Origin of the sequence: Streptomyces sp. NBC_01451 (genome assembly GCF_036227485.1) — a bacterium.
Lineage (GTDB): Bacteria > Actinomycetota > Actinomycetes > Streptomycetales > Streptomycetaceae > Streptomyces.
In genome coordinates this window covers 4,707,235-4,726,537 of record NZ_CP109479.1, presented here as the reverse complement: position 1 = coordinate 4,726,537, position 19,303 = coordinate 4,707,235, and the positions used below count along the sequence as shown (strand labels likewise).

Here is a 19,303-nt window from a genome sequence, read left to right as displayed (position 1 = left end):
TCAGGGTCTACAGAGGGATCCCAGGCCGTACCGAGGCTCAGCCCCAGTGGGCCGCCGCGTGCTGGAGCCATTCGTGCGCCCGCGCGATGTGCGGCAGCGCCAGTGTGCCGGTGCGGACCACCAGGAAATACGTGCGCAGTGGAGGCACCGCCGGATCGTGCAGAGCGACCACCTCGCCGCGTTCCAGGGCGGGCGCGCACAGATACCGGGGCAGTACCGCGAGTCCCGCACCCGCGGCCGCGCAGGCGAGCACCGCACGCAGGTCGGGGACGATGACGGTGCCCGAGGCGGTGGGGTGGGAGCTGAAGACGGAGGCCCAGTAGCGGGCGACGAGTGGCAGCGATTCGTGGACCTCCACCACAGGGAGGTCCTGCAGGACGGACGCCCCCTTGCGGCGCAGCTTCCCGGGGGCGACCTCGGCGGCCCAGCGCGGAGCGGCTACCAGGACGTGCTCCTCGTCGCAGAGCGCAGTCGCTGTGAGCAGGGTGCCGCGCGGACGGGTCGTAGTGATGGCCAGATCATGATGCCCGGCGGACAGGCCTTCCAGGGTTTCCTCGGCATTGCCGAAGGAGACACGCAGGGCGAAGCCCTGGCCGTCGTCCCCGGTCAGCTCCGTAAGTGCGGGCAGCGCGCGTTCCGCGGTGAACTCCGGTGGCCCGGCCAGGTGCAGCGTGCGTACGGAGGAGTCCTCGTCCAGGCCGGTCTCGGTGATCTCCACGAGCGCGTCCAGATGTGGCGCGGCCTTGTGCGCGAGCTCGTCGCCGATGGTCGTGGGGGTCACACCACGGGCCTGGCGCAGGAACAGAGGGCGCCCCAGCTGCCGCTCCAGGGTGCGGATCTGCGAGGTGACGGCAGGCTGCGAGAGGCCGAGCAGAGCGGCGGCACGAGTGAAGGAGCCGGCTCGGTGGACGGTCACGAAGGTGCGCAGCAAGGCCAGGTCCACGACGCGCGCTCCTCCTTCCCTGCCCTTCCTCAGCCCCCCGCTCCGCCCAACTATAAATAAGTCGATAGGGCCCTGTCGCTACAGTGATTGGACACTGACACAGAGTCAACTAGCCTTGTGCGCGCGGTTCTTCGCGCGGGGAATCGCGGCGGTCCGAGCCACGAGGGGGGAGGCTCGGACCGCCATCGGCCATAGCGGACCATCTCCCGGCCCCGGCCCGACAGGTCAGTCCGTCGACTCCTCCAGCGCGCGCAGCACATCCGCCACCAGGTCGTCCGGGTCCTCGGCGCCGACCGAAAAACGAATGAAGCCCTCGGGCACCGCGTCCCCGCCCCACCGGCCGCGCCGTTCGGCCGTGGACCGGACCCCGCCGAAGCTCGTGGCGTCGTCCACGAGCGTCAGAGCGTCGAGAAAACGGTCGGCACGCGCGCGCGTGGGCAGCGCGAAGGAAACCACACACCCATAGCGCCGCATCTGCTGCGAAGCGATCTTGTACGAGGGATCCTCCGGCAGCCCCGGATAACGCAGCCCTGTCACCTCGGGCCGCCCGCGCAGGGACTCGGCGAGAACCTGCGCGGTGGCGTCCTGCCGGTCGACACGCAAGGGGAGCGTGGCGATCGACCGGTGCGCGAGCCAGGCCTCCATGGGCCCGGGAATCGCCCCGGCGATCTTCCGCCACCGCCGTACGGCGGCCATCGCGGAGGGGTCCGTACCGGTGACGTAACCGAGCAGCACGTCGCCGTGCCCGGTGAGCTGCTTGGTCCCACTGGCCACGGAGAAGTCGGCGCCGAGTTCCAGCGGGCGCTGGCCGAGCGGAGTCGCCAGGGTGTTGTCGACGGCCACAAGGCAGCCACGCGCGTGTGCCGCCTCGGCGAGCCGCCGTACGTCGCACACGTCGAGTCCGGGGTTCGACGGCGTCTCGATCCACAACAGCCGCGCGTCGTCGAGAACGTCGAGCTGAGCGTTGCCGCCGGTCGGCGCGGTGCGCACCTCGATGCCGTACGCCTCCAGTTGGGCCCGGACCAGGGGCAGCGCCTGGTAGCCGTCGCCGGGCAGGACGACGGTGTCCCCGGTGCTCAGCTGGGAGAAGAGCACCGATGAGACGGCGGCCATCCCGGAAGCGAAGACGAGCGTCTCGACGCCGTCCTGTTCCGGTGCCTCCAGCTCGCCGATGGCGCGCTCCAGCAGCGTCCAGGTCGGGTTCTCGTCGCGGCCGTAGGTGTAGGGGCCGGTGGGGGTGCCCGGCAGGTGGTAGTGGGCCGCGAACACCGGGCCGGGGAGGGCCGGCGCGTGCTTGACCGGCTCGGGCAGCCCGGCCCGCACCGCGCGCGTGCCGTCGCCCATGCCCGGGTTCGCGCGAACGCCCGAACCCTCGTTCGCGCCCGAATCAGTCATACCGGTCGTCCTTCCACTTCCGTCTGCACCGTGGCGAGCAGGCCCACGCTCGCCGCCTCCACCATCTCAAGGCACTCCTCGAAGCCGTCCATACCCCCGTAGTACGGGTCGGGGACATCCAGATCCGTACCTGCTGCGGGATCGTACGAGCGCAGCAGGCGGACCTTGTCCGCATCCTGCGGAGTGGGCGCCAGACGGCGCAGGGCCTTCAGATGGCCCGTGTCGAGGGCGACGACGAGGTCGAGACGGGCGAACCACGCGGCCCGGAACTGGCGGGCCGCGTGATCGCCGTCGTAACCGGCGGCCGCCAGCACGGAGACCGTGCGGGGGTCGGCGCCGTCGCCCTCATGCCAACCGCCCGTACCCGCACTGTCGACCTCTACGAGGCCCGCCAGCCCGGCCTCCTCCACGCGCGCGCGGAAGACGGACTCCGCCATCGGGGAGCGGCAGATATTGCCGGTGCAGACGAAACAGACGCGGTAGGGCATCGGGCTCCTCAGTCCTCGTCGGGAAGGACCATGTGCAGCGCCCAGGACACGATCGAGATGATCAGGCCGCCCAGGACGGCCGTCCAGAAGCCCTCGACGTGGAAACTCAGGTCGAACTTGTCGGCCAGCCATGAGGTGAGCAGCAGCATAAGGGCGTTGACCACGAGCGTGATCAGGCCGAGCGTGAGGATGAACAGCGGGAAGGTGAGCACCTTCACGAGCGGTTTGACCAGGAAGTTCACCAGGCCGAACAGGAGGGCGACGACAACCAGTGTGCCGATCTTCTTGCCCGTGCTGTCACCGGTCAGGGTGATCTTGTCGAGGACCCACACGGCCACGCCGAGGGCGCCCGCGTTGGCGATCGTCTTGACTAGGAAATTCTTCATGTGTCTGATCGTGGCAGAAGAGATCGGTTACGAGGTGGGCGAGGGCGATGAAGGCATTCCGGTTGGATGAACTGGAGGCGGAACGTGCCGCCAACGACGGTGCCTACCTGCAGTTCCTGCATGAACGGAACATGTCGGTCGGCCTGTACGCACTGGACGCGGGCGAGCAGGACCCGCAGCAGCCCCATCGCCAGGACGAGGTGTACTTCGTGGTGAGCGGGCGGGCCGCGATCACGGTCGGCATGGAGACGACCCAGGTGGCACGCGGCAGTGTCGTGTACGTGCCGGCCGGGGTGGCTCACAAGTTCCACCACATCAGCGAGGATCTGCGGGTCATGGTGGTCTTCTCTCCGCCCGAGGGCTGACCCGCTGCCTCGGGGTTCCCTAAGGGATCGATCAGGGGAGGACAAGGGATGCGAGGCCCCCGCCGGACCCCCTGTCGGCCCTAGCATCGAAGGCGGAACATCGAATGTCCCGGCACGAGCGAAGGGCACAGGCCCCGGCGGATGCGACGGGCCGAGAGTGAGGAAAAGGGCGATGCGAGAGATCTTCGCGGGAATGCCGTGGTGGGTGAAGTGGGTCGCGGTGCCGGTCATCGCCCTCGTCGTGTTCGGCGGGCTGATAGTGACCGTCGTCGGAATCGTCGTAACCCTGCTGTTCAAGTTGCTGGTCTTCGTCGCCCTCGTCGGCGGACTCATCTACGTCGTACGGAAGTTCATGTCGAGCTCGTCGTCGCGCAGCGACTGGTGAGAGCCGTGGGGCGAGAGGGGCACGGGAACCGGTGGGCGGGACGGCGCGGGCGCCGGTAACAGAATTCGCCGGTTCGCTCGGGTGGGGGAAGTTTCCCGTACGGGCCGTCTGCGCGCGGTGACAGGCGGTTAGAGTCCGGAATTCGACGCGGGGACAACCCTCGCGGACGGCGTACCCCCTCTTCCCGTGCCCTTCCGCACGGGCAGCCCCCCTCGCCTTCGAGAGTGACCCTCGTCATGGTCGACACCGCACCCGCGGAACCACAGGCTCCACCCGTTCAGCGCCGGCCCGAGCAGCGGACCGCGCCCTCCCCGAGGACTCGCGGCCGACCCGCCGAGAGGCCAGGGCCGTCCCTCGTGCCCGCCCTCGTCCCCGTGCCGCCCGCCGAACCGCTCCCTACGGCGACCCTCATCGGCTCCGTGCAACGGGCGATGCGCCTGCTGGAGTCCGTCGCCGCCCACGAGCACGGCGCACCGGCCAAGCAGTTGGCCCGCGAGACCGGCCTCGCCCTCCCGACCGCGTACCACCTCCTGCGGACGCTCGTCTTCGAGGGCTATCTGCGGCGAGAAAAGGGGCTGTTCTTCCTCGGTGAGGCGGCCGAGCGGCTGGGCAGCAGCGGTGCGAGGCAGAAACGTCGCAGCACGGTGGTGGACGCACTCGCGCACTGGCGGGACACCATCGGCGTACCCGTGTACTACGCGGTGTACCGCGACGGCGAGATCGAGGTCATGTGCGTCTCCGACACCCCCGGCAACCCGGCGGTGGAGGAATGGGCGGACTTCCGTGAGACCGGGCACGCGCACGCCATCGGACAGTGCCTGCTCTCCCAGTTGGACGAGCAGTGCCGCCGGGACCATCTCGACCGTCACCCCGTACAGGCTGTCACCCCCTACACAGTGCGTGACAGCCACACGCTGCTGCGCCGTCTCGACCGGATGCGGCGCATGGAACTGGTCGTGGAGCGGCAGGAGTACGCGCTGGGCACGGTCTGCGCGGCGGTTCCGATCACCATCGGTTCCACGGCTGCCACTTTGGCCATTTCTCTTCCTTCCCACCAGGCTGATCGACTGCTAGACGCGGCACAGCAGTTGCAGACAGAGGTAGGAAGACTGCTGGGGTCACTCGCGATCTCTATCAGTATCTGAAAACTCACTCCTTGTGATTCATCGTGTACTTTCAGCAAGATTCGAGCAGTATCAGAGCGATGATTCCAGGCCAGTCCACGGCAAGTGACGGGGTTAGGCGATGCGCGAGTCGGTGCAGGCAGAAGTCATGATGAGCTTTCTTGTCTCGGAGGAGCTCTCCTTCCGCATTCCGGTGGAGCTGCGCTACGAGACCTGTGATCCCTATGCCGTCCGGCTGACCTTCCATCTGCCTGGCGACGCCCCTGTGACCTGGGCCTTCGGACGCGAGCTGCTGATCGACGGGGTGGGGCGCCCCTGCGGGGACGGAGATGTGCGGATCTCGCCCGCCGACGCCGATGTCCTGGGCGAGGTGCTGATCCGGCTTCAGGTCGGCGCCGACCAGGCGCTGTTCCGCTCCGGTGCGGCGCCGCTGGTGGCCTTCCTCGACCGCACGGACAAGCTCGTGCCGCTGGGGCAGGAGCGTTCCCTCGCCGACTTCGACGCCCACCTCGACGAGGCGCTGGACCGCATCCTGGCGGAGGAACAGAGCGCGGGCTGAGCTTGATGCGCGCCGAGTCCCCGACAGTGCTGTAACGCTTCTCCTCGCGCCGGGGAGAAGCGTTACAGCAGTACTCCGCGCACAGCCCTGCTTCGGTGCGGGCCCGGAGCGGATGCCGGCCGCGTCAGTGCTTGCGGCGACGGCCCTTCCCGGCGCGGGCCGGGGCCGCCTCGGTCGCCGCTCCCGCCATCGCTGCCGCAGCACCTGTCCCCGGTCCGGCCCCCGCTGCCGCTCCTGCGGCCGGTGCTGCCGTGCCCGGGCGGTCGGCGGAGACCATCAGGGCGGCCAGGAGCGTGGTCACCGGCACGGACGCGACAAGGCCGATCGAGCCCACCAGGGTCCGCACGATCTCCTCCGCGACGAGTTCGCTGTTGGCGACGGCCCCGACGCTGCTCTGCGCGATCGAGAAGAGCAGCAGCAGCGGCAACGCGGCACCCGCGTAGGCGAGGACGAGAGTGTTGACGACGGACGCGATGTGGTCACGGCCGATGCGGATGCCGGCGCGGTACAACCCGCGCCATCCCATTGTCGGATTGGCCTCGTGGAGTTCCCAGACCGCCGATGTCTGCGTCACCGTCACATCGTCCAGGACACCGAGCGAACCGATGATGACGCCCGCGAGCAGCAGGCCGCTCATGTCGATGGACGGATACAGGCCATGGATCAGGCCCGTGTTGTCGTCCGTGTTGCCGGTCAGTGCGGCCCAGCCGATGAACAGGGAGCCGAGGACGCCGATCAGCACCAGCGAGATCAGGGTGCCGAGCACCGCCACGGATGTACGGGCCGAGAGGCCGTGGCACATGTAGAGCGCGATCAGCATGATGGCGCTGGCTCCGACCACCGCCACGACCAGCGGATTCGAGCCCTGGAGGACCGCCGGCAGGATGAAGAAGGTCAGGACCATGAAGCTGACCGCCAGTGCGACCAGCGCCATCACACCGCGCATGCGTCCCACGATCACGACGGCGAGCGCGAAGATGCCGGCCAGCAGGGCCATGGGGAACCTGCGGTTGACGTCGGCCACCGAGTACTGAAGGTCCTTCGGCGCCGAGGGCTCGTAGGCGACCACGACCTTCTCGTCCTGGTGCAACTGCCGTGACTGGTCGGGCTGGACGATCTCCGTGAACGTACGACCCTTGTCGGCACCGGTGTCGACCCGGATCGTCGCCCTCTTGCAGTCGCCGGTCGCCTGCTGCTGGGCCGAGGAGCCCTCGGCGGTCGACGTGTCGCCGGTCGGGGTCTCCCCCGAGGCGTTGACAGACTTGCAGTCCACCGCGACGACCTTGGTGACCGTGGCCTCCTGGGTCTGCCGGTCGAAGCCCACGCCGGTGCGCTCGTGAGCCGGGGCGCCCCCGGGCCACAGCACCACGAGCCCGACTACGACCGCCACGGCGAAGGGGATCAGGATCGCCCCGATGATCTTCCGGAGGTGGATGGAGACAGGGGCCGCCGGGCCATGGCTGTGACTGTGGCCGTGTGCGTGACCGTGGTTGTCATCGGGCCCGTGGGCGTCGCCGTGCCCGTGCCCAGGCCCGCGCCCGTCACCAGGCCCGTGCCCGCCGCCAGAACCGCCGCCAGGTCCGCCGCGGTGACCGTCGCCGTGGCCGTCCCCGGGGTGCCCATGGTCGGCGCCCCGACCCGGGCCGGATCCGTGATCGTGACCACCGCCTGGTCCGGGGCCAGGACCTCGGCCGCCACCGGAAGAGGGAAGAGGTCCGAACCGTCCGGTCCCGGGCCCCTGGACTCCGAAGCCCGGGCCTTGGCCGCCCGGACCCGGCCGGCCACCTTGGCCTGCCCCTGCCTCAGGCATTGGCATCGGCCCCGGATTCGGCCTCGGATTCGGCCTTGCTCCGGGCCCGTAGCCGCGATCGATCCTCCGGCCGGGCCCGTATCCAGGACCGCCACCCGGTCCGGTCGCCCCACCGGCGCTGTCTGTTCCCGACCCGGGCCCGGACACACCGCCGGGGCCGCCGGAGCCGTTGCTGGACCGGAGCACGCGGCCTTGGCCGGTATCGCCGCCGTTTCCATTGCCCGGCCCAGAGCCGTGTCCGGCACGGCTTCCGTGCGGTGGCTCGGAGGACGGGTACGGGGGTCCTTGCGTCGTGGTCACCGCCCGATCATCGCAAGAACGGCAGGGGCCCTCTGTTCACCTCGCCCAAATTGACGCTAGCGTGGAGGCACCTTTGCACACGCGGGAGCTCGGAGCACCGGGCTGAGAGGGCGCTGACCTCCGTCTTAGCGATGTTTCACGTGGAACATGTGGAACGAGTGATGTTTCACATGAAACATCGGCAGACGGAATCCGCTGCGTCGACCGCTGAACCTGTTACCGGGTAATGCCGGCGTAGGGAGTAGGTCTCATGACCATCAAGGACACACGCACGCCTGCCTCCGACCAGGACCGACAGCCCATCGAGGGCGAACAGTCCCAGGAGGCCGGGAAGTCCGTGGGCTGGCACAAGGGGTATGTCGGTGGCTCGCGCCCCGACCTGCGGGTGCCGGTCCGTCAGGTGCACCTCACCAACGGGAAGTCGGTCAGTCTGTACGACACGTCAGGCCCGTACACCGATCCGCAGGTCGACACCGACGTCCGCAGAGGGCTGGCCCCGCTGCGCGACAACTGGATCATCGCCCGCGGCGACACCGAGGAGTACGCGGGCCGCCCCCTCCGCCCGGAGGACGACGGAATCAAGCACACCTCGCCGCGTGGCGGGCTCAGGAACCTCGACGCGGTGTTCCCCGGGAGGCCCCGGCAGCCGCGCCGGAGCCGGAACGGACAGGCGGTGACGCAACTCGCGTACGCCCGCCGCGGGGAGATCACGCCCGAGATGGAGTTCGTGGCGGTCCGGGAGAACGTGGACCCCGAGGTGGTCCGCGAGGAGATCGCCGCCGGACGGGCGGTACTGCCCGCGAACGTCAACCACCCGGAGATCGAGCCGATGATCATCGGCAAGCGGTTCCTGGTGAAGGTCAACGCCAACATCGGCAACTCCGCGGTCACTTCCTCCATCGAGGAAGAGGTCGAGAAGATGACCTGGGCGACTCGCTGGGGCGCCGACACGGTCATGGACCTGTCCACCGGCCGCAACATCCACACCACCCGCGAATGGGTGCTGCGCAACTCCCCCGTTCCCATCGGCACGGTGCCGCTCTACCAGGCGTTGGAGAAGGTGGACGGCAGGGCCGAGGAACTGACCTGGGAGATCTACAAGGACACGGTCGTCGAACAGGCCGAGCAGGGCGTGGACTACATGACGGTGCACGCGGGCGTCCGCCTCGCGTACGTACCGCTCACCGCGAACCGTAAGACCGGCATCGTCTCGCGTGGTGGATCGATCATGGCGGCATGGTGCCTGGCGCACCACAAGGAGTCCTTCCTGTACGAGCACTTCGAAGAACTGTGCGAGATCCTCGCCGCCTACGACGTCACCTATTCCCTCGGCGACGGTCTGCGCCCCGGATCGATCGCGGACGCCAATGACCAGGCACAGTTCGCGGAGTTGCGGACGCTCGGGGAACTCAACAAGATCGCGAAGCGTTTCCATGTACAGACGATGATCGAAGGCCCGGGACATGTCCCGATGCACAAGATCAAGGAGAACATCGACCTTCAGCAGGAGATCTGTGATGAAGCTCCGTTCTATACGCTCGGCCCGCTGACGACGGACGTCGCGCCGGCGTACGACCACATCACTTCCGGCATCGGTGCCGCGATGATCGCCTGGTGGGGCACGGCCATGCTCTGCTACGTCACACCCAAGGAACACCTGGGTCTGCCCAATCGTGACGACGTCAAGACCGGCGTCATCACCTACAAGATCGCCGCCCACGCAGCCGACCTCGCCAAGGGGCACTCAGGTGCGCAGGAATGGGACGACGCGCTCTCCGACGCCCGATTCGAGTTCCGGTGGGAGGACCAGTTCAACCTGGCACTCGACCCGGACACAGCACGGGAGTTCCACGACGAGACCCTGCCGGCCGAGCCCGCCAAGACGGCCCACTTCTGCTCGATGTGCGGGCCGAAGTTCTGCTCGATGAAGATCTCGCACGACATCCGCCGCGAGCACGGCGGCACGCTGAGTACTCCGGTGGAGATCGAGCAAGGCATGGCGCAGAAGTCGAAGGAGTTCGCGGCGTCGGGTAATCGGGTCTATCTGCCGATCGCGGACTGACACCGGCCCCGGGTGTCGGCTCGGGCCGGTTCGTTGTGGTTTGCGTCTCCAGGGATGAGTGAGTTTCGAGTTGCTCACAGGATGGTGCCCTGGAGACGCGGCGGTCACGGGTTTGTGGGGAGGACGGCCGACGCGTTCCGGTGCGAGCGGTAACGGAAGGGACAAGCCTCCCCGTTCCTTGATCGTTCTGTCTAACCTCCGTGCCATGGGCGGAATCGATGTTGCCAACGGAGTGGTGGGAGCCGTAATCGGCATGGTGTTCGCAACGCTGTTCCAACAGCCGTTGCAGGACGCCTGGTTCCGGCTGCGGAAGCGGTCGGTCAGTGTGGTGCGCGGGCTGCGGCAGCGGGAGGAGAGCGGTACGGCCTGGCAGACGTTCTCGCTCGGGCCGCTGCACACCTCCGCGCTGATCGTCGAAGGGGACGGTGCTGTGGCGATCGCCCCCGAGGACGTGCACGTGCATGTGCTCGACCAGGAGGTAGTGCTCCCCGAGGAGATGGCCGGCTGGCGGGACGAGATTGAGGCGGAGAACGAGCGGCTGCGGGCGGAGGGGCGGACACCCGTGTGGAACGGCCCCCGCTACGCGGTCGAGTCGTTCGACATCTCCCGGACGGCCCTGGCCGAGCATCCGGAGGTCCACATACGCCTGCGGCCCACCGATTACTACACGTTCCTCGCCACTCAGCAACTGGACCGCAGGCTGCCGGACGGCACGACACTGCGCAGCCGCCATCTCGACCCGGACGATCCGCTGGTCGCGCCCGCGTTCCTCCAGTGCAGCTTCGGCGTGAACATCGCCGTGGTGACGGCCGACGACATGCTGGTCGTCAGCAGGCGCAGCAACCGGGTCCGGACGGGCCAGGGCCTGTGGAACTCGTCCGTCAACGAAGGGATGTCACGTCACATCGACTCCGCAGGCCGAAACGCGCCCGAACTGCACGCGGTGGCCCGCCGCGGTATGCGCGAGGAGCTCTCGCTGGAGCCCCACGAGTACTCCCTCGTGCTGCTGGCCTTCGTCGTCGACGTGGAACGGCGGCAGTGGAGTGCCCACTTCCACGCCCGGCTTAAGGACATCACCCGCGAGGGTCTGCAGGCTCGGATGAGCCGAGGCGCGGCCGACCGCTGGGAGCACCAGACGATCGACTACGTGCCGTTCCGCCCGGCCGACGTCGCCCGGTACATGCTGCACGCCGACCGGATCCACCGATGGGCACCGGTCGCCCCGGCCCTGTACCACCTGGCCCTGGTCCATGTGCACGGCCGTACGCCTGTGGAGCGCGCGGAAGCCCAGGTGGTCAGACGGCTCCAGTAGCCGCCCGCTCCACCTGAGTCCCGGGTCCGGCATCCGGACCGGCCGGTCACTCCGGCGGGTGGTCCGGGCCCCCGAAGTCAGGGCTGCTGAAGTCCGGGCTGGAGAAGCTGGGACGGTGGCTCGTCGTCGAGCCGTCATCGGGGCTGCTGAAGCCGGGCCGGTTGTAGCCGAGGTGGGGCATGCGGCCGGTGGTGGGTTCCGGGGCCGGTTTGCGGTTCATGGCCGCCGTACCGGGGTCGGCGAGGGCGTCGCGGAGGAACGGCATGATGCCGCGCTCCAGCAGGGCCTCACGCCAGGCTTCCCTGGCCTGCGCGACCTCCCCGGTCAGTTCGCCGTATCCCCCGGCCTCCTCCGCCTCCGGGCTGTTGCGCAGGGCGGTGAGAAGCAGGCCGACCGCGGCGACGAGTATCGCTGCCGCGGTCACCGCACCGAACACCCATCCGGTGGTGAGCATGGTCTGGGCGAACGTCGGCTCGGGGTCGAGCATCTTGAGGATGTAGCCCACGAGCAGGAAGATCGCCGCGGCCGTGCCCGCGAGGACGGGAGCCAGGACCGCGACGACGGCGACGGCGCCCGCCCCGGCGGTCTCGGCGGCGATCTCGCCCATGCCGGCGGCGAGTCCCATCGAGTCCGTACCCGGCTCGCTGGAGCCGGATTCGTGGAGGGACGACTGGGTGGACGGCGCCGGGTGGCGCAGTTCGTCGCGGACCTTCACGTAGTGCTGGTATTCGGCCGCCGCGGCGACCGTGATGAGCGCGGTGGCGTTGAGTGCCATGGTGCGCAGTTGTTCGGGGTTCAGCCGCTGACCGACGGCGGCCAGCTCCGGGCGGTGTGGGGCGGAGCGCAGCGCCTCATCGAGGATCCGCTCGTATTCCTGGCGGTCCTCGTTCAGCAGGTGCTGCGGAACGCTGTTCATGTGCATCCCCCGATGCTCCGTAGGGCTTGGGGCTCGGCATGCTGACGAGCCGTCGGGCAGAAACGGAGGGGAGCCTGCTACGGATAAGCCGATGGTAGAGCGGCGACGGCGCGCGGTGACAGGGGGTTTGAAGAATTTGCCGTACGACTGTCCCCCGTCCGATGCGGTTCGTGGTCGGACGACGCCTGCCCGGGAAGCGCGCGGATATCCGTCAGAGGTCCAGTGGAAGTTCCTGGACCAGCAGTTTTCCGGCCATGGTCACGCCGCCGTCCATCGCGATGGCCAGTCCGTCGGCGTAGACATGCGGATGTTCGATGTTCGGACCCGAGTTGTCCTCGCCGTCGTCCTCGGTGCCGACGTCGCCCACCAGATACGGGATGGGGCTGTGGCCGTGAACGATGCGGGCGCCGCCGTACGTATCGAGGAGGGAGCGTACGGCCTCGGCACCGCCCTCGTCGCGGAAGGAGAAGCGCTTGGTGAACTTGCGGAACAGATCCCACACCTCGTCCGCGTCGTTGCGCGTGATCGTCTCGCGGACGGTGTCGTTGACCGCCTCGATCGAGTCGCCGTAGTCGAGGTAGGCGGTGGTGTCCGAGTGCACGAGCAGGTGGCCGTCGACCTCCTCGATCGCGTCGAGACGGGCCATCCACTGGAGGTGGTGGTCCTGAAGGCGGTCCATGTCGGTCTTCTGGCCGCCGTTCAGCAGCCAGGCCGCCTGGAAGGTGGCCGTGCCCGCGCCCGAGTTGACGGGGGTGTCACCGAACCGTTTGGCGCCCAGCAGCAGCAGTTCGTGGTTGCCCATGAGGGCCTTGCAGTAGCCGCCGGCCGCGGCTGCCTCGGCGGACAGCCGCATGACCAGGTCGATGACGCCGATGCCGTCCGGACCGCGGTCGGTGAAGTCGCCGAGGAACCAGAGCCGGGCGGTGCCCGCGGACCAGTTGCCCGCGCTGTCGATCAGGCCCTGTTCCTGGAGGGCCCCCACCAGTTCGTCGAGATAGCCGTGGACGTCGCCGACGACGAACAGAGGCCCCGGGCCGTCGGCGGCCAGGGCCGCGGGATCGACGGTCACCTGAAGCGTGTCACCGCGGTTGATGACGGGCAGGTCGCGTTGGGTGGGTGTGTACCCGTCGGGGTATTCCTCCAGGTCGGGCAGGGTCTGCGCACTCTCCGCGGGCTCCTGGACCTCGGTGTCGGCCGCCCCGGCGGTGACGTCCCCGGGGGCCGTGCCGTCAGTGTGCGGACCGGCCTCATGGACATAAGCGGGCACCCGGAAGTCGCGCAACGTCGCCGTCCGCGTCACCTCGGGTCCCTGACCGGCCCCCTGAGTCATCGACCCCTCCACCATCGCGCCGCATCTGCACCGCATCGGACTGCCTGGTCGCAGGGGCCCGCGGTGTCGTGGGCCCATCATAGGAATGCGGATCGCGCCATGTGATGACCCAGGGGTGGTGAATCGGCGAAGCAGCCCAGTTCACCGCGGCTTTCGCCCCGATTCGGAAGGGCTTTCCCGTCTGCTCCCGCCCCGGACCTGCCTGCTTCGTACCCCGCCGCGCACCGCGAACACCTCACTGCGGACACCGACGCTTCGTACGATCATGACACCGGCGCCCGTGAACAGTCCGGACGCCGGTGTCCCGCGTTCCTGAACGGGGCCGGGCTCCCGCTTCCCCCGCGGGGCCGACCCCTCGTACGGCCCCGCTCGCCGGGAACCCGCCCCGCACAAGCCCACTTTCCCCGCCCCTCACCACCGCCCCCGGATCACCCTTCCTCGGGCGACCGCGGAGGACTGACCGTCGTGCGCGGCGGACGGCGCTGTGAGGACGTCCGCACGATCAGTTCGGTCGGTATCACCTGCTCTACCGGCAGGTCGGAGTCGAGGTTCTCGATGGCGTCGATCAGGAGCTGGACCACCGCCGTGCCGATGCGGCGCGGTTTCAGGGAGAGGGTGGTGATCGGCGGCTCCGTGGTGGCGTACACCGTGGACTCGCTGCAGCAGACGAGCAGAAGGTCGTCCGGGACGCGCAGGCCGTAGCGCCGGGCCGCGGCCAGCAGATCGGTGCCGTTCGGGTCGAAGAGGCCGTAGACGGCGTCCGGGCGGTCCGGGCGGGCCAGCAGCCGGTCGGCGGCCACGGCGCCCGCGCACGGGTCGTGGGCCGGGTAGGACTCGTACACCGGGTCCTGGCCGACCCGCTCGCACCAGTTCAGGTACGCCGTGGTCGAGAGATGGGTGTAGGTGTCGGTGGTCGTCCCCGTCAGCAGGCCGATGCGGCGGGCGCCGGCGTCGGCCAGATGGTCGAGGATGCCCAGTACCGCCGCCTCGTGGTCGTTGTCGACCCACGCTGTGACCGGGAGCGAGCCGGCCGGGCGGCCGTCGGAGACGACGGGCAGCCCCTGCCGGACGAGCTCGGTGACCACCGGGTCCTGGTCGGACGGGTCGATGACGACCGTGCCGTCCAGGGCGACGTTCGACCACACGTCGTGGCGCGAGGTCGCGGGGAGGATGACCAGGGCGTAGCCCCGGGCGAGCGCGGCCGAGGTGGCGGCCCTCGCCATCTCCGCGAAGTACGCGAACTCGGTGAAGGTGAAAGGTTCATCCCCGTACGTGGTCACGGTCAGGCCGATCAGTCCTGACTTGCCGGTACGGAGGGTTCGGGCCGCGGCCGACGGGCGGTAGCCCAGTCGGTCGGCGACCTCTCGGACATGCCGCCGGGTGACGTCCGGGAGCCGGCCCTTCCCGTTGAGGGCGTCGGAGACGGTCGTGATCGAGACCCCGGCGGCGGCGGCCACGTCTCTGATGCCTGCTCGGCCCGGCCTACTGGCTCTTCGGGTTGTCTCCGCGCGGCTCACCTGGTGCTTCCCTGCTGCTGTCATGGCGAGCCGATAGTAGGGCTCATGCGGTGGGGTAGTGCGGACGCATATGCAGTCGTTGACAGGCACGTTTCTGCATGGTCAAAAGTTATCAACTGCCTTAGAAAAGAAGCCAGTTGAACGATATTACTGCCCTACCTGACTTGTCGGCGCACATAGGCCTGCCAAGTGACCGATGTTTCGAAGAGGTCTCAACTCACCTCTACGAGGGATGCGCGCCACGGCGTGAGCCACCGGCGCGTGCCGAGAAGCGCAATGCGCCCCCCAATTCGTACAACTTTGTACGGTGATACCCCTGATGCCCATGGGGCGGATGTGACGGGTACGCGGAGCGCGGCGGAGGCGTTCTGGACGCGACGGGCCCGTACGCAGTCGCGCCGAATCCTCATAAGGTGTGAAGCATTGGTACCCGGTAGCCGGCGGCGGGTGACCGTGCTGAGCCGGTGGTGGTCACGAGGAGGACTGCGGTGAGCGAGACGAGCCCCAGGCTGCGCGCCGAGCTGGAGGGGATCCCCACCTACAAGCCGGGCAGGCCGGCCGCGGCCGGCGGTCCGGTGGCCTACAAACTGTCCTCGAACGAGAACCCGTACCCGCCGCTGCCCGGCGTGCTGGAGACCGTGACAGCCGCGGCGGGGACCTTCAACCGCTATCCGGACATGGCCTGTACGGAGCTGATGAGCGAGTTGGCGGAACGGTTCGCCGTGCCGGTCCCCCACGTCGCCACCGGCACCGGCTCGGTCGGTGTCGCACAGCAGCTGATCCAGGCCACCAGCGGGCCCGGCGACGAGGTGATCTACGCCTGGCGGTCCTTCGAGGCCTATCCGATCATCACGCAGATCAGCGGCGCCACGTCGGTGAAGGTCCCGCTGACGCCCGGTGATGTGCACGACCTGGACGCGATGGCGGACGCGATCACCGACCGGACCCGGCTGATCTTCGTCTGCAACCCCAACAACCCGACGGGGACGGTCGTGCGGCGGGCCGAGCTGGAGCGGTTCCTGGACCGGGTGCCCGGTGACGTGCTCGTGGTGCTCGACGAGGCGTACAAGGAGTTCGTCCGCGATGCCGAGGTGCCGGACGGGGTCGTGCTCTACCGCGACCGGCCGAACGTCTGTGTGCTGCGGACCTTCTCCAAGGCGTACGGCCTCGCCGGGCTCCGGGTCGGGTTCGCGATCGCCCACGAGCCGGTGGCGGCGGCGCTGCGCAAGACGGCGGTGCCGTTCGGGGTGAGCCAGCTCGCCCAGGACGCGGCGGTGGCCTCACTGCGGGCCGAGGACGCGCTGCTCGGGCGGGTCGGTTCACTGGTGTCCGAGCGCACGCGGGTGGTCGACGGGCTGCGCGGGCAGGGCTGGACGGTGCCCGAGACCCAGGCGAACTTCGTGTGGCTGCGGCTGGGGGAGCGCACGGTGGACTTCGCGGCGGTGTGCGAGCGGGCCGGAGTGGTCGTCCGGCCGTTCCCGGGCGAGGGGGTCCGGGTGACGGTCGGCGAGACCGAGGCGAACGACGTCTTCCTGAAGACGGCGGAGGTGTTCCGCAAGGAGCTCTAGTCCAGCTCTGGTCCAGGTCCCGGGCGTCGGCACCCGACCGGCTCTCGGACTGTCGGTACCTAGCCTGACCGGCCCTTTTCCGTCAAGGGTCGGTCAGGTCTCGTTTAGGGACCCCCCACCCCTGCAAGTTCGAACGGGCATGCGCCATAATTGCTTGTGAATGTGAACGCGTTCACAAGCGCACCCGGTATGTCCTTCTCCCGCGGAGTGGCAACCGGGACAGACCGCCACAATGGCCATGGACGTAAGGAGGAGATGTGGACATCGCTTTGGCGCCCGAGACTCTGGCCCGATGGCAGTTCGGCATCACCACCGTCTACCACTTCCTGTTCGTCCCGCTGACGATCTCCCTCGCCGCGCTCACCGCCGGCCTGCAGACCGCCTGGGTGCGCACAGAGAAGGAGAAGTACCTCAAGGCCACGAAGTTCTGGGGCAAGCTCTTCCTGATCAACATCGCGATGGGTGTCGTCACCGGCATCGTGCAGGAGTTCCAGTTCGGCATGAACTGGTCCGACTACTCGCGCTTCGTCGGCGATGTCTTCGGTGCCCCGCTCGCCTTCGAGGCGCTGATCGCCTTCTTCTTCGAATCCACCTTCATCGGGTTGTGGATCTTCGGCTGGGACAAGCTCCCGAAGAGGATCCACCTCGCGTGCATCTGGATGGTCTCGATCGGCACGATCCTGTCGGCGTACTTCATCCTCGCGGCCAACTCCTGGATGCAGCACCCCGTCGGCTACCGGATCAACGAGCAGAAGGGGCGCGCCGAGCTCACCGACTTCTGGCTGGTCCTCACCCAGAACACCGCGCTGACCCAGGTCTTCCACACCCTCTCCGCGGCCTTCCTCACGGGTGGCGCCTTCATGGTCGGCATCGCCGCCTTCCATCTGACCCGCAAGAAGCACATCGACGTGATGAAGACCTCGCTGCGGCTCGGCCTGGTCACCGTCGTCATCGGCGGTCTGCTCACCGCGGTCAGCGGTGACTTCCTCGGCAAGGTCATGTTCAAGCAGCAGCCGATGAAGATGGCCGCCGCCGAGGCCCTCTGGGACGGAGAGTCGCCCGCGCCCTTCTCCGTGTTCGCCTACGGCGACGTCGAGGCCGGCCACAACAAGGTCGCCATCGAGATCCCCGGCCTGCTGTCCTTCCTCGCCAACGACGACTTCAGCTCGTACGTCCCCGGCATCAACGACGTCAACAAGGCCGAACAGGAGAAGTTCGGGCCCGGCGACTACCGGCCCAACATCCCGGTCGCCTACTGGGGCTTCCGCTGGATGATCGGCTTCGGCATGACGTCCTTCGCGATCGGGCTCGCCGGACTCTGGCTGACCCGCAAGAAGTTCATGCTGCCGCAGCATCTGCGGGTCGGCGACGACGAAGTGCCGCATCTCTCGCTGATCCCCGGGAAGGCACTCGGCCCGACGCTCACCAAGTGGTACTGGCGCATCGCGATCCTCACCCTGGGCTTCCCGCTGATCGCCAACTCCTGGGGCTGGATCTTCACCGAGATGGGCCGTCAGCCGTGGGTCGTGTACGGCCTCTTCCAGACCCGGGACGCGGTCTCGCCCGGCGTCTCGCAGGGAGAGGTCCTCACCTCGATGATCGTCTTCACCGCGCTCTACGCGATCCTCGCCGTCATCGAGGTCAAGCTGCTGGTGAAGTACGTCAAGGCCGGGCCGCCCGAACTGACCGAGGCCGACCTCAACCCGCCCACGAAGATCGGCGGCGACTCCCAGGACGCCGACAAGCCGATGGCCTTCTCCTACTAGGCCCAGGGAGCTGGAAACGCCATGCAACTTCACGACGTCTGGTTCGTCCTCATCGCCGTCCTGTGGATCGGCTACTTCTTCCTGGAGGGCTTCGACTTCGGGGTCGGTGTCCTCACCAAGCTGCTCGCCCGGGACCGGGCCGAGAAGCGGGTCCTCATCAACACCATCGGGCCCGTTTGGGACGGCAACGAGGTGTGGCTGCTGACGGCGGGCGGCGCGACCTTCGCCGCCTTCCCCGAGTGGTACGCCACCCTCTTCTCCGGCTTCTATCTGCCCCTGCTGCTCATCCTGGTCTGCCTGATCGTGCGGGGCGTCGCCTTCGAGTACCGGGTGAAGCGGCCCGAGGAGAACTGGCAGCGCAACTGGGAGACCGCGATCTTCTGGACCTCGCTCCTCCCGGCGTTCCTCTGGGGTGTGGCCTTCGCCAACATCGTGCGCGGGGTGAAGATCGACGCGGACTTCGAGTACGTCGGGAATCTCGCCGACCTGCTCAACCCGTACGCCCTGCTCGGCGGCCTGGTCACCCTGTCGCTGTTCACCTTCCACGGCACGGTGTTCGTCGGCCTCAAGACCGTCGGGGACATCCGGGAACGGGCGCGCAAGCTGGCGGTCCGCGTCGGACTCGTCGCCGCCGTGGTCGCGCTCGCGTTCCTGGGCTGGACCCAGGCCGACAAGGGCGACGGCGGCTCGCTGGCCGCGGCGGTCGTGGCCGTGCTCGCACTTGTGGCCGCACTGGGGGCGGCCCAGAAGGGGCGTGAGGGTTGGGCGTTCGCGTTCTCCGGGGTCACCATCGTGGCCGCCGTCGCGATGCTCTTCCTGACGCTCTTCCCGAACGTCATGCCGTCCTCGCTCAACGCGGACTGGAACCTCACGGTCACCAACGCCTCGTCGAGCCCGTACACACTGAAGATCATGACGTGGTGTGCGGGGATCGCCACCCCCGTGGTCCTGCTCTACCAGGGCTGGACGTACTGGGTGTTCCGCAAGCGGATCGGCACGCAGCACCTCGCCGAAGCCGCGCACTGAGTCGTTCTCGCCCGCTTCAGCTCGGCCCGCGTCATCTCTGTCTGCGTCATC

General features: G+C 68.5%; 17 protein-coding genes. 9 read left to right on the top strand and 8 right to left on the bottom strand.

Annotation, left to right across the window (positions count from 1 at the left end; all coding sequences use genetic code 11):
* Positions 1-37: 37 nt before the first annotated feature.
* The 4 genes from OG595_RS20745 to OG595_RS20730 all read right to left on the bottom strand — a co-directional run bounded on the left by OG595_RS20745 (position 38) and on the right by OG595_RS20730 (position 3,212).
* Entirely contained in the window at positions 38-943 is a 906-nt protein-coding gene (locus tag OG595_RS20745) for a LysR family transcriptional regulator (RefSeq protein WP_329273974.1), read from the bottom strand.
* Positions 944-1,168: 225 nt separating this feature from the next.
* Positions 1,169-2,338 carry a cystathionine gamma-lyase gene (locus OG595_RS20740; RefSeq protein WP_329273973.1) on the bottom strand — a complete coding sequence of 390 codons (1,170 nt, stop codon included), beginning with the start codon at positions 2,336-2,338 and terminating at the stop codon, positions 1,169-1,171.
* On the bottom strand, positions 2,335-2,826 hold the full coding sequence (locus tag OG595_RS20735) for a low molecular weight protein-tyrosine-phosphatase (protein WP_329273971.1): 492 nt from the start codon (positions 2,824-2,826) through the stop codon (positions 2,335-2,337). Before OG595_RS20735 ends, OG595_RS20740 begins: the two co-directional genes overlap by 4 nt.
* Positions 2,827-2,834: 8 nt before the next feature.
* Positions 2,835-3,212, bottom strand: a complete 378-nt coding sequence (locus OG595_RS20730; RefSeq protein ID WP_329273970.1) for a phage holin family protein — start codon at positions 3,210-3,212, stop codon at positions 2,835-2,837.
* A gap of 47 nt (positions 3,213-3,259) precedes the next feature.
* Between OG595_RS20730 and OG595_RS20725 the strand changes: the two genes are divergently transcribed.
* From OG595_RS20725 to OG595_RS20710, 4 genes are all read left to right on the top strand, one after another.
* On the top strand, positions 3,260-3,577 hold the full coding sequence (locus OG595_RS20725; RefSeq protein ID WP_055529165.1) for a cupin domain-containing protein: 318 nt from the start codon (positions 3,260-3,262) through the stop codon (positions 3,575-3,577).
* A gap of 172 nt (positions 3,578-3,749) precedes the next feature.
* Entirely contained in the window at positions 3,750-3,962 is a 213-nt protein-coding gene (locus OG595_RS20720) for a DUF5326 family protein (protein ID WP_329273969.1), read from the top strand.
* Between the two features lie 236 nt (positions 3,963-4,198).
* Positions 4,199-5,107 (top strand): IclR family transcriptional regulator, encoded by a 909-nt coding sequence (locus OG595_RS20715; protein WP_329283071.1) that lies wholly within the window; start codon positions 4,199-4,201, stop codon positions 5,105-5,107.
* 100 nt (positions 5,108-5,207) lie between these two features.
* On the top strand, positions 5,208-5,645 hold the full coding sequence (locus tag OG595_RS20710) for an SsgA family sporulation/cell division regulator (protein ID WP_329273968.1): 438 nt from the start codon (positions 5,208-5,210) through the stop codon (positions 5,643-5,645).
* Positions 5,646-5,769: 124 nt separating this feature from the next.
* Here the strand turns inward: OG595_RS20710 and OG595_RS20705 are convergent, their stop codons facing one another.
* The gene (locus OG595_RS20705) at positions 5,770-7,755 is read right to left on the bottom strand and encodes a YibE/F family protein (RefSeq protein ID WP_443073091.1); all 1,986 of its coding nucleotides are present in this window, start codon (positions 7,753-7,755) and stop codon (positions 5,770-5,772) included.
* Between the two features lie 250 nt (positions 7,756-8,005).
* Here OG595_RS20705 and thiC point away from each other — a divergent pair, with 250 nt between their 5' ends.
* Positions 8,006-9,817 (top strand): phosphomethylpyrimidine synthase ThiC, encoded by a 1,812-nt coding sequence (thiC, locus tag OG595_RS20700; protein WP_329273966.1) that lies wholly within the window; start codon positions 8,006-8,008, stop codon positions 9,815-9,817.
* Between the two features lie 205 nt (positions 9,818-10,022).
* The gene (locus tag OG595_RS20695; RefSeq protein WP_329273965.1) at positions 10,023-11,129 is read left to right on the top strand and encodes a hypothetical protein; all 1,107 of its coding nucleotides are present in this window, start codon (positions 10,023-10,025) and stop codon (positions 11,127-11,129) included.
* Between the two features lie 46 nt (positions 11,130-11,175).
* Here OG595_RS20695 and OG595_RS20690 read toward each other — a convergent pair whose 3' ends face one another.
* The 3 genes from OG595_RS20690 to OG595_RS20680 form a co-directional block, all read right to left on the bottom strand.
* Positions 11,176-12,051, bottom strand: coding sequence for a hypothetical protein (locus OG595_RS20690; protein ID WP_329273964.1), 876 nt, complete (start codon positions 12,049-12,051; stop codon positions 11,176-11,178).
* A 205-nt stretch (positions 12,052-12,256) separates the two neighbouring features.
* Positions 12,257-13,375: a metallophosphoesterase gene (locus OG595_RS20685; RefSeq protein WP_329273963.1), complete on the bottom strand. Its 1,119-nt coding sequence runs from the start codon at positions 13,373-13,375 to the stop codon at positions 12,257-12,259.
* 428 nt (positions 13,376-13,803) lie between these two features.
* Positions 13,804-14,916 (bottom strand): LacI family DNA-binding transcriptional regulator, encoded by a 1,113-nt coding sequence (locus OG595_RS20680; RefSeq protein ID WP_329273961.1) that lies wholly within the window; start codon positions 14,914-14,916, stop codon positions 13,804-13,806.
* Positions 14,917-15,380: 464 nt separating this feature from the next.
* Here OG595_RS20680 and hisC point away from each other — a divergent pair, with 464 nt between their 5' ends.
* From hisC to cydB, 3 genes are all read left to right on the top strand, one after another.
* The gene (gene hisC, locus OG595_RS20675; protein WP_329273959.1) at positions 15,381-16,460 is read left to right on the top strand and encodes a histidinol-phosphate transaminase; all 1,080 of its coding nucleotides are present in this window, start codon (positions 15,381-15,383) and stop codon (positions 16,458-16,460) included.
* 257 nt (positions 16,461-16,717) lie between these two features.
* Entirely contained in the window at positions 16,718-18,226 is a 1,509-nt protein-coding gene (locus tag OG595_RS20670) for a cytochrome ubiquinol oxidase subunit I (protein WP_329273958.1), read from the top strand.
* Between the two features lie 21 nt (positions 18,227-18,247).
* Complete coding sequence (gene cydB, locus OG595_RS20665; RefSeq protein WP_329273957.1) at positions 18,248-19,252, top strand: cytochrome d ubiquinol oxidase subunit II; 1,005 nt, start codon at positions 18,248-18,250, stop codon at positions 19,250-19,252.
* The last annotated feature ends 51 nt before the right edge of the window (positions 19,253-19,303 follow it).

What these genes read in the sequence shown, in the direction of transcription:
- OG595_RS20740 (WP_329273973.1), bottom strand. Translation starts at nt 2,338, where the DNA reads ATGACTGATTCGGGCGCGAACGAGGGTTCGGGCGTTCGCGCGAACCCG.
- OG595_RS20680 (WP_329273961.1), bottom strand. Translation starts at nt 14,916, where the DNA reads ATGACAGCAGCAGGGAAGCACCAGGTGAGCCGCGCGGAGACAACCCGA.
- OG595_RS20710 (WP_329273968.1), top strand. Translation starts at nt 5,208, where the DNA reads ATGCGCGAGTCGGTGCAGGCAGAAGTCATGATGAGCTTTCTTGTCTCG.
- cydB (WP_329273957.1), top strand. Translation starts at nt 18,248, where the DNA reads ATGCAACTTCACGACGTCTGGTTCGTCCTCATCGCCGTCCTGTGGATC.
- OG595_RS20685 (WP_329273963.1), bottom strand. Translation starts at nt 13,375, where the DNA reads ATGACTCAGGGGGCCGGTCAGGGACCCGAGGTGACGCGGACGGCGACG.
- OG595_RS20730 (WP_329273970.1), bottom strand. Translation starts at nt 3,212, where the DNA reads ATGAAGAATTTCCTAGTCAAGACGATCGCCAACGCGGGCGCCCTCGGC.
- OG595_RS20695 (WP_329273965.1), top strand. Translation starts at nt 10,023, where the DNA reads ATGGGCGGAATCGATGTTGCCAACGGAGTGGTGGGAGCCGTAATCGGC.
- thiC (WP_329273966.1), top strand. Translation starts at nt 8,006, where the DNA reads ATGACCATCAAGGACACACGCACGCCTGCCTCCGACCAGGACCGACAG.
- OG595_RS20720 (WP_329273969.1), top strand. Translation starts at nt 3,750, where the DNA reads ATGCGAGAGATCTTCGCGGGAATGCCGTGGTGGGTGAAGTGGGTCGCG.
- OG595_RS20735 (WP_329273971.1), bottom strand. Translation starts at nt 2,826, where the DNA reads ATGCCCTACCGCGTCTGTTTCGTCTGCACCGGCAATATCTGCCGCTCC.
- OG595_RS20690 (WP_329273964.1), bottom strand. Translation starts at nt 12,051, where the DNA reads ATGCACATGAACAGCGTTCCGCAGCACCTGCTGAACGAGGACCGCCAG.
- OG595_RS20725 (WP_055529165.1), top strand. Translation starts at nt 3,260, where the DNA reads ATGAAGGCATTCCGGTTGGATGAACTGGAGGCGGAACGTGCCGCCAAC.
- OG595_RS20715 (WP_329283071.1), top strand. Translation starts at nt 4,199, where the DNA reads ATGGTCGACACCGCACCCGCGGAACCACAGGCTCCACCCGTTCAGCGC.